Source organism: Streptomyces sp. NPDC005423 (assembly GCF_040606415.1).
Classification (GTDB): domain Bacteria; phylum Actinomycetota; class Actinomycetes; order Streptomycetales; family Streptomycetaceae; genus Streptomyces.
Window position 1 is genome coordinate 157,356 of record NZ_JBEXET010000014.1, and the last position, 8,153, is coordinate 165,508.

Annotated in this window: 5 protein-coding genes and 1 tRNA gene; 5 read left to right on the plus strand and 1 reads right to left on the minus strand. The window is 72.3% G+C overall.

The genetic code is table 11. The annotated features are described in order from the left end of the window. The first annotated feature begins 10 nt into the window (after nucleotides 1-10). From pepN to pyk, 4 genes are all read left to right on the plus strand, one after another. Nucleotides 11-2,512 (plus strand): aminopeptidase N, encoded by a 2,502-nt coding sequence (gene pepN, locus ABZT12_RS17720; protein ID WP_356384578.1) that lies wholly within the window; start codon nucleotides 11-13, stop codon nucleotides 2,510-2,512. Between the two features lie 144 nt (nucleotides 2,513-2,656). Next, entirely contained in the window at nucleotides 2,657-4,024 is a 1,368-nt protein-coding gene (locus ABZT12_RS17725; protein ID WP_356384581.1) for an aminotransferase class V-fold PLP-dependent enzyme, read from the plus strand. Then, nucleotides 4,021-5,454, plus strand: a complete 1,434-nt coding sequence (locus ABZT12_RS17730) for a SidA/IucD/PvdA family monooxygenase (RefSeq protein WP_356384584.1) — start codon at nucleotides 4,021-4,023, stop codon at nucleotides 5,452-5,454. The genes ABZT12_RS17725 and ABZT12_RS17730 overlap by 4 nt, the downstream gene beginning before the upstream one ends. A gap of 250 nt (nucleotides 5,455-5,704) precedes the next feature. After that, nucleotides 5,705-7,141 carry a pyruvate kinase gene (pyk, locus tag ABZT12_RS17735; RefSeq protein WP_356384587.1) on the plus strand — a complete coding sequence of 479 codons (1,437 nt, stop codon included), beginning with the start codon at nucleotides 5,705-5,707 and terminating at the stop codon, nucleotides 7,139-7,141. Nucleotides 7,142-7,207: 66 nt separating this feature from the next. Here pyk and ABZT12_RS17740 read toward each other — a convergent pair. Further along, a tRNA-Leu gene (locus ABZT12_RS17740) sits at nucleotides 7,208-7,290 on the minus strand. A 104-nt stretch (nucleotides 7,291-7,394) separates the two neighbouring features. Between ABZT12_RS17740 and ABZT12_RS17745 the strand changes: the two genes are divergently transcribed. Continuing rightward, a complete protein-coding gene (locus ABZT12_RS17745) occupies nucleotides 7,395-8,051 on the plus strand; it encodes a response regulator (RefSeq protein ID WP_356384590.1) in 657 nt (218 codons plus the stop codon). The last annotated feature ends 102 nt before the right edge of the window (nucleotides 8,052-8,153 follow it).

Below are 8,153 nucleotides of genomic sequence, written 5' to 3' on the forward strand. Positions count from 1 at the left end.
ATCAGGCAGCATGTTCCGCATGTCCGTACTGACGCGCGACGAAGCGCAGACCCGTGCCAGCCTCCTCGACGTCCACCGCTACACGATCGAACTCGATCTGACCACGGGCGAGGAGACCTTCGACTCCAGGACCCTCATCCGGTTCGCCGTGCGCGGGGACCGGGCCGGCACGGACACCTTCGTCGAGCTCAAGCCCGCCGAGCTGCGCTCCGTCACCCTCGACGGACAGCCCCTCGCACCGGACACCCTCGTCGACAACCGGCTGCCGCTGCGCGAACTCGCCCCCGGCGAACACGAACTGCGCGTCGACGCGGCCATGCGCTACTCCCGCACCGGCGAGGGCATGCACCGCTTCACCGACCCCACCGACGGGGAGACCTACCTCTACACCCAGCTCTTCATGGAGGACGTCCAGCGCGTCTTCGCCGCCTTCGACCAGCCCGACCTCAAGTCGGTCTTCGACCTCACCGTCACCGCCCCCGAAGGCTGGACCGTCCTCGCCAACGGCGTCACCGAACACCTCGGCGGGGGCCGCTGGCGGGCCGCCCCCACCCCGCCGATCTCCACCTACCTCGTCGCCGTGGCGGCCGGCCCCTGGCACTCCGTCCGCACCGAACACCGCGGCCTGCCCTTCGGCATCCACTGCCGCCGCTCGCTCGCCCCCCACCTCGACGCGGACGCCGACGAGATCCTCGGCATCACCAAGCAGTGCTACGACCGCTACCACGAGAAGTTCGAGGAGCCCTACCCCTTCGACTCCTACGACCAGGCGTTCGTCCCCGAGTTCAACGCCGGCGCCATGGAGAACCCCGGCCTCGTCACCTTCCGCGACGAGTTCGTCTACCGCTCCGCCGTCACCGACGCCGAGCGCCAGACCCGCGGCATGGTCATCGCCCACGAGATGGCCCACATGTGGTTCGGCGACCTCGTCACCCTCCAGTGGTGGGACGACATCTGGCTGAACGAGTCCTTCGCCGAGTACATGGGCTACCAGACCCTCATCGAGGCGACCCGCTTCACCGACACCTGGACCGACTTCGGCGTCGTCCGCAAGGCCTGGGGCTACGACGCCGACCAGCGTCCCTCCACCCACCCCGTCGCCCCCGACGCCGTCGACGACACCGCCTCCGCCATGCTCAACTTCGACGGCATCTCCTACGCCAAGGGCGCCTCCGCACTGCGCCAACTCGTCGCCTGGCTGGGCGAGAAGGACTTCCTCGCCGGCATCAACACCCACATCGCCCGGCACCGGTTCGCCAACGCCACCCTCGCCGACTTCATCGACTCCCTGGCCGGCGCCACCGACCGCGACGTACACGCCTGGGCCGAGAGCTGGCTGCGCACCACCGGGGTCGACACCCTCACGCCGAGCGTCACCGCCGCCGACGACGGCACCCACACCCTCACCGTCGACCGCACCGGCAGCCGCCCGCACCACATCGCCGTCGGCCTCTACGACCAGGACCTCACCGAGGGCGGCCTCACCCTGCGCGAGCGCCTCGCACTCGACATCCCGCAGACCGCACCGCAGCCCCTCGGCACCCGGCCCGCCCTGCTCCTCCTCAACGACGGCGACCTCACCTACGCGAAGATCCGCTTCGACGCCGACTCCTTCGAGACCGTCCGCACCAGCCTCTCCCGGCTGCCCGAGCCGCTCACCCGCGCGGTCGTGTGGAACGCGCTCCGGGACGCCGTCCGCGACGGCGAACTGCCGCCCTCCGCCTACCTGGACGCCGCCCGCGCCCACCTCCCGCACGAGACGGACCTCGCCCTCGTCGAAGGCGTCCTCGCCTTCGCCTCCGCCCAGGTCGCCGACCGCTACCTCGTCCCCGAGGCCCGGCCGGTCGCCCTCGCCACCCTCACCGCCCTCTGCCGCGACCTCGTCCGCCGCACCGAGGACGGCTCCCACCCCGGCCTGCGCCTGATCGCCGTACGGCACCTCGTCGACGTCGCCGCCCACCCCGACACCATCGCCGCCTGGCTCGCCGACGGCACCGTGCCCGGCGGCCCGGAACTCGACCCCGAACTGCGCTGGCGCGTCCTGGGCCGGCTCGCCGTCCTCGGCGCCACCGACGAGGCCGAGATCGCCGCCGAACTGGACCGCGACCCCAGCGCCACCGGCCAGGAGGGCGCCGCCCGTTGCCGCGCCGCGCTGCCCGACCCGGCGGCCAAGAAGCGGGCCTGGGAGGCCATGTTCACCACCGACGACCTCTCCAACTACCTCTTCACCGCCACCGCCCGCGGCTTCTGGCAGCCCGAACAGGCCGATCTCGTACGCGCCTACGTCCCCCGCTACTACCAGGACGCCGTCACCCTCGCCGCCCGCCGGGGCCCCGCCATCGCCGACGCCGCCGGCCGCTACGCCTTCCCCGCCCACGCGGTCGACACCGAAACCCTCCGCCTCGGCGAGGAGTGTCTGCGCGAGGCGGGCCCCGTCCCGGCCCTGCGCCGCAAACTCGTCGACCAACTCGACGACCTGGCAAGGGCGTTGCGGGTGCGCGGGACGGAGTGACCGGCGGGGCCCGGTACCGGGGCGCCGGGGTCACCCGGTCCGGGGGACACCCTTTGGGGGGTGCTGATCGTTGGGCTTCCCGGGCGCGCCGACCCGTCCGGGTCCAAGCTGGAACCCCCCGCCCCGCGCCCCGGAGGAGAGCCGATGAGCAGTGCGCCCCTCGCCTCGGGCCCCCAAGGCCCCGACGCCCTGCGCCCGTTGCTCGACACCGTCCTCGACGCGCTCCGGGACGGCCGGCGGGCGCGCGGCGGACCGCTCCCGGCGGGCGGCCCGGACACGGTCACCGCCCGGCTGCGGGACGCGTTGGACGAGGTACTGCCCGACGAGGGCGACCCGGACGCCCTGTACACCGTCGTCCGGGCGCTCGCCGAGGGTTCCGCCGACCCCGCCGACCCGCTCTGCACGGCCCATCTGCACGGCCCGCCGCTCGCCGTCGCGACCGCCGCCGACCTCGCCGCGAGCGCCCTGAACCCGTCCCTCGACTCCTGGGACCAGGCCCCCGCCGCCTCCGCGCTCGAAGCCCTCGTCACCCGCGCGCTCGCCCAGGAGGTCGGCCTCGCCGACGCCCTGGTCACCACCGGCGGCACCGAGGCCAACCAGCTCGCCCTCCTCCTCGCCCGCGAAGCGCACGGCGGCGGCACGCAGTTGGTGTGCGGAGCCAACGCGCACCACTCGCTGCCGCGCGCGGCCTGGCTGCTCGGCCTGCCCGCCCCCGTCGTCGTCCCCGCCCCCTCGGGGAGACTCGACCCCACCGCCCTGGACGAGGCCCTCACCGGGCTGAGACGCCCCTTGCTCGTCGCCGCCACCGCCGGCACCACCGACGCCGGACTCATCGACCCGCTGCCCGAGATCGCCGGCCTGTGCGGGGCGCACGGCGCCCGCCTCCACATCGACGCGGCCTACGGCGGCGGCCTCGTCTTCAGCGACCGCCACCGCGACCGGCTCGCCGGCCTGGACCGCGCCCACACCGTCACCCTCGACCTGCACAAACTCGGCTGGCAACCGGTCGCCGCCGGACTCCTCGCCGTCCGTCACCCCCGCGACCTCGCCGCCCTCGCCCAGCGCGCCGACTACCTCAACGCCGACGACGACACCGAAGCCGGCCTGCCCGACCTCCTCGGCCGCTCCCTGCGCACCACCAGACGCCCCGACATTCTGAAGGTCGCCGTCACCCTGAAGACCCTCGGCCGCTCAGGACTCGGCGCGCTCGTCGACCAAGTCTGCTCCAGCGCACGGCAGTTCGCCGCCCTGGTGCGCTCCCGCCCCGGCCTCGAACTCTGCGACCGGTCCTGGCCGCCCGACATCAGCACGGTCCTGTTCCGGCCCGTCGGCGCCACCGACGACGCGGTCGCCGCCGTACGCCGGCAGCTGCTGACCGACGGAGAGGCGGTGCTCGGCCGGGCCCGGCTCGACGGTCGGCTCTGGCTCAAGGCCACGTTCCTCAATCCCGGCACCCGCCCCGCCGACCTGGCCGCGCTCCTGCACCTGGTGGAAGGAAACACCCCCCGATGAACCACCCTCCGACGAGCCGCCCCCCGTACCCACGACCCGACCCGCCCCGTGACCTGGTCGGCATCGGCATCGGACCGTGCAACCTCTCCCTCGCCGCCCTGGCCGCCCCCCTCACCGGCCTCGACGCCGTCTTCTACGACCAGCGTCCCGGCTTCGACTGGCACCCCGGCCTGCTCATCGACGGCACCACCGTCCAAGTCCCCTTCCTCGCCGACCTGGTGACGCTCGCCGACCCCGCCAGCCGCTGGTCGTTCCTCAACTACCTCAAGGCCCGCGACCGGCTCTTCCCGTTCTACTTCGCCGAGCGCTTCCACATCCGGCGCGCCGAGTACGACGCCTACTGCCGCTGGGTCGCCGAGAGCCTCCCCGCGCTGCGCTTCGGCTACCAGGTCGACGCCGTCCGCTTCAACCCCGAACGCGGCGCGTTCGAGGTCGACTTCACCCAGCTCGACGCCGACGGAGAGGCCGAGGCGCTCGGCCGTACGTACACGAAGAACGTCGTCCTCGGGATCGGCACCGCCCCGCACGTCCCCGAACCGCTGAGACCGCTCGTCGACGCCCCGGGCGTGCCCGTCGTCCACGCGGCCGACTACCTCGCGCACCGCGACGCGCTCCTCGCCGCCGGGCACGTCACCGTCATCGGCTCCGGGCAGTCCGGCGCCGAGGTCTTCCTCGACCTGCTCCGCGGGCGGCCCGCCGGCCGGGAACAGCTGCACTGGCTCGGCCGTACCGAGGCGTTCGCGCCCATGGAGTACTCCAAGCTCGGCCTGGAGCACTTCACCCCCGACTACACGCGCTACTTCCATGCCCTCCCCGAACCCGCCCGCGACCGGCTCCGCGCCGCCCAGTGGCAACTGCACAAGGGCATCGACGCGGAGACCGTCGCCGCCATCCACGACGAGCTCTACGGCCGTACCCTGCACGGCGGTTGGCCCGACGCGGTGCTCACTCCCGGGGTCCGAGTCCGGACCGCCGGGCGGATCGCCACCACCCGGATCGAGCTCCACCTCGAACACCTGCGGCAGGACACCCGCTCCCGGCTCGTCACCGACGCCGTGGTCCTCGCCACCGGCTACCGTGAACGTCCCCTGGGCCGCATCCTCGCCGGTCTCGACCCCTATCTGTGCCGCGACGGCTCCCAACGCCCGCGCGTGGACGAGCAGTTCCGGCTCGTCCTCGACCCCCGCGTCACCGGAGCCGGCTGCCACGCCTATGTGCAGAACGCCGAAGCGCACACCCACGGCGTCGGCGCCCCCGACCTGGGCCTCAACGCGTGGCGCAGCGCCACCATCCTCAACTCCCTGACCGGCGAGGAGACCTACCCGCTGCCCGCACGGACCGCCTTCACCACCTTCGGCCTCACCCCCCAGCCGCCCGTGCCGGCCGCCCGCCGGGCCCACGCCCTCACCCCCCTCGCCGAGGGCCGGTAGACAGGCGTCCGGCGGCCCCCTCCCCTCGCCGGACGCGGCGAGCCCGAAGCCCGAAGCCGAGATCGCGCGGACGCGGGAACGCTGCGAACGCTGGAACGCGACCGGCGGCAGGGCGGGAACATCCCGTCCACCCGCTCGCCGGAGCACCTCGCCGCCCCTTCAACCGGTGTCAACAACCCTTCACCCAGCGGCTGTTGGGCGGGCATACGGGACCAATTCCCTACCGGTCGGTAAGGTCTACGCTCGAAGCATGCGCCGAGCGAAAATCGTCTGCACCCTGGGCCCCGCCACCGACTCGTACGACCAGATCAAAGCCCTGGTCGAAGCCGGAATGGACGTGGCCCGCCTCAACCTCAGCCACGGCGGTCACGCGGAGCACGAGGAGCGCTACCGTCGGGTACGGAAGGCCGCCGACGAGGTCGGCCGCAGCGTCGGACTGCTCGCCGACCTTCAAGGCCCGAAGATCAGACTCGGCCGCTTCACCGAAGGCCCCGTACTCCTTGAACGCGGGGACACCTTCACCATCACCGTGGAACCCGGCGCCGAGGGCGACGGCCAGGGCTGCGGCACCACCTACCCGGGCCTCGCCGCCGACGTCCGCGCCGGCGAGCGCATCCTCGTCGACGACGGCAAGGTCTGCCTCGAAGTCACCGCCGTCGACGGACCCCGCGTCCACACCACGGTGATCGAGGGCGGCATGGTCTCCGACCACAAGGGCCTCAACCTGCCCGGCGTCACCGTCTCCGTCCCGGCCCTCTCCGACAAGGACGAGGCCGACCTCCGCTGGGCGCTGCGCACCGGCTGCGACGTGATCGCGCTCTCCTTCGTGCGCAGCGGCAAGGACATCCTGGACGTCCACCGCATCATGGACGAGGAGGGCCGCCGCCTCCCCGTGATCGCCAAGGTGGAGAAGCCGCAGGCGGTCGAGGCGATCGACGACATCGTCGCCGCCTTCGACGGGATCATGGTCGCCCGCGGCGACCTCGGCGTCGAGATGCCCCTCGAACACGTGCCGATGGTCCAGAAACGCGCGGTCGTGCTGGCGAAGCGCAACGCCAAGCCGGTCATCGTCGCCACCCAGATGCTCGACTCCATGATCCAGAACTCCCGCCCCACGAGGGCCGAGGCGTCGGACGTCGCCAACGCGGTGATCGACGGCACGGACGCCGTGATGCTCTCCGGCGAGACCAGCGTCGGCAAGTACCCGGTCCAGACGGTCCGGACGATGTCCCGGATCCTCGAAGCGGCCGAGGCGGACATCCTCGCCAAGGGCCTCCCGCCCCTCACCGACCAGAACAAGCCCCGCACCCAGGGCGGCGCGGTGGCCCGCGTGGCGGCGGAGATGGGCGACTTCCTCGGCGCCAAGTTCCTGGTCGCCTTCACGCAGTCCGGCGACACGGTGCGCCGCCTCTCCCGCTACCGCTCCCCGATCCCGGTCCTGGCCTTCACCCCGGAACCGGCCACCCGCTCCCAGCTCACCCTCACCTGGGGGGTGGAGACCTTCCTCGGCCCGCACGTCGACTCGACGGACGCGATGGTCGACCAGGTCGACGAACTCCTGCTGAAGCACGGCCGCTGCGCGAAGGGCGACATCGTCGTGATCACGGCGGGCTCGCCCCCCGGCGTGACGGGCTCGACGAACCTGGTCCGGGTCCACCACGTCGGCGAGGACGACAGCCCCGAGTAGCGGACGGCGGGGAGCGGACAGAGAGAAGCGGATGTCCACGAGAGGGTGAACATCCGCTTCTTCGAGTGCCCGGTGTGGGATTCGAACCCACATGCCCGTAGGCACGGTGGTTTGAGCACCGCGAGTCTGACCAGTTCCTCCAACCGGGCAGGTCGGTGAGCCGTCGCGAAGTCTACCGGGTCACCGCGCCTGCTCGCCTCTGGGTAGGCTGCACAAGCAGCACAACCTGCCCGGCCCGCACCAAGGAGCCCCCGTGACCGCGCCCGAGTCGCCCCAGCCCGTAGACGCGCCCGACGACGACAAGTCGCACGTGCCTCCGCTGACGACCCGTGTCGTCATCGCCGAGGACGAGGCCCTGATCCGGCTCGACCTCAAGGAGATGCTGGAGGAAGAGGGGTACACGGTCGTCGGCGAGGCCGGGGACGGTGAACAGGCCGTGGAGCTGGCCCGTGAGCACCGGCCCGACCTGGTGATCCTCGATGTGAAGATGCCCAAGCTGGACGGTATCTCCGCCGCCGAGAAGATCGCCGGGGAGAGCATCGCGCCCGTCCTGATGCTCACCGCCTTCTCGCAGCGCGACCTCGTCGAGCGAGCCCGGGACGCCGGAGCGATGGCGTACCTGGTGAAGCCGTTCAGCAAGAGCGATGTCGTCCCGGCGATCGAGATGGCCGTCTCGCGGTTCAACGAGCTGAAGCAGCTGGAGCAGGAGGTCGCCGACCTCACCCAGCGGCTGGAGACCCGCAAGCTGGTCGACCGCGCCAAGTCGGTCCTCCAGACCGAGTACGGGCTGACCGAGCCCGCCGCGTTCCGCTGGATCCAGAAGACCTCCATGGACCGCCGCATGTCGATGCAGCAGGTCGCCGAGGCGGTCATCCTGGACGCCGACGAGAAGAAGTCCGCCAAGGGCTGAGAAGACGCTCTCCTACGAGGAGGCCCGCGCCCCCGGAACCGGGCCTACCCGAACCAGAAGGACCCGATCATGCTCTCGGCGTGGGGTCACCAGCGCACCGTG

What these genes read in the sequence shown, in the direction of transcription:
- pyk (WP_356384587.1), top strand. Translation starts at nt 5,705, where the DNA reads ATGCGCCGAGCGAAAATCGTCTGCACCCTGGGCCCCGCCACCGACTCG.
- pepN (WP_356384578.1), top strand. Translation starts at nt 11, where the DNA reads ATGTTCCGCATGTCCGTACTGACGCGCGACGAAGCGCAGACCCGTGCC.
- ABZT12_RS17725 (WP_356384581.1), top strand. Translation starts at nt 2,657, where the DNA reads ATGAGCAGTGCGCCCCTCGCCTCGGGCCCCCAAGGCCCCGACGCCCTG.
- ABZT12_RS17730 (WP_356384584.1), top strand. Translation starts at nt 4,021, where the DNA reads ATGAACCACCCTCCGACGAGCCGCCCCCCGTACCCACGACCCGACCCG.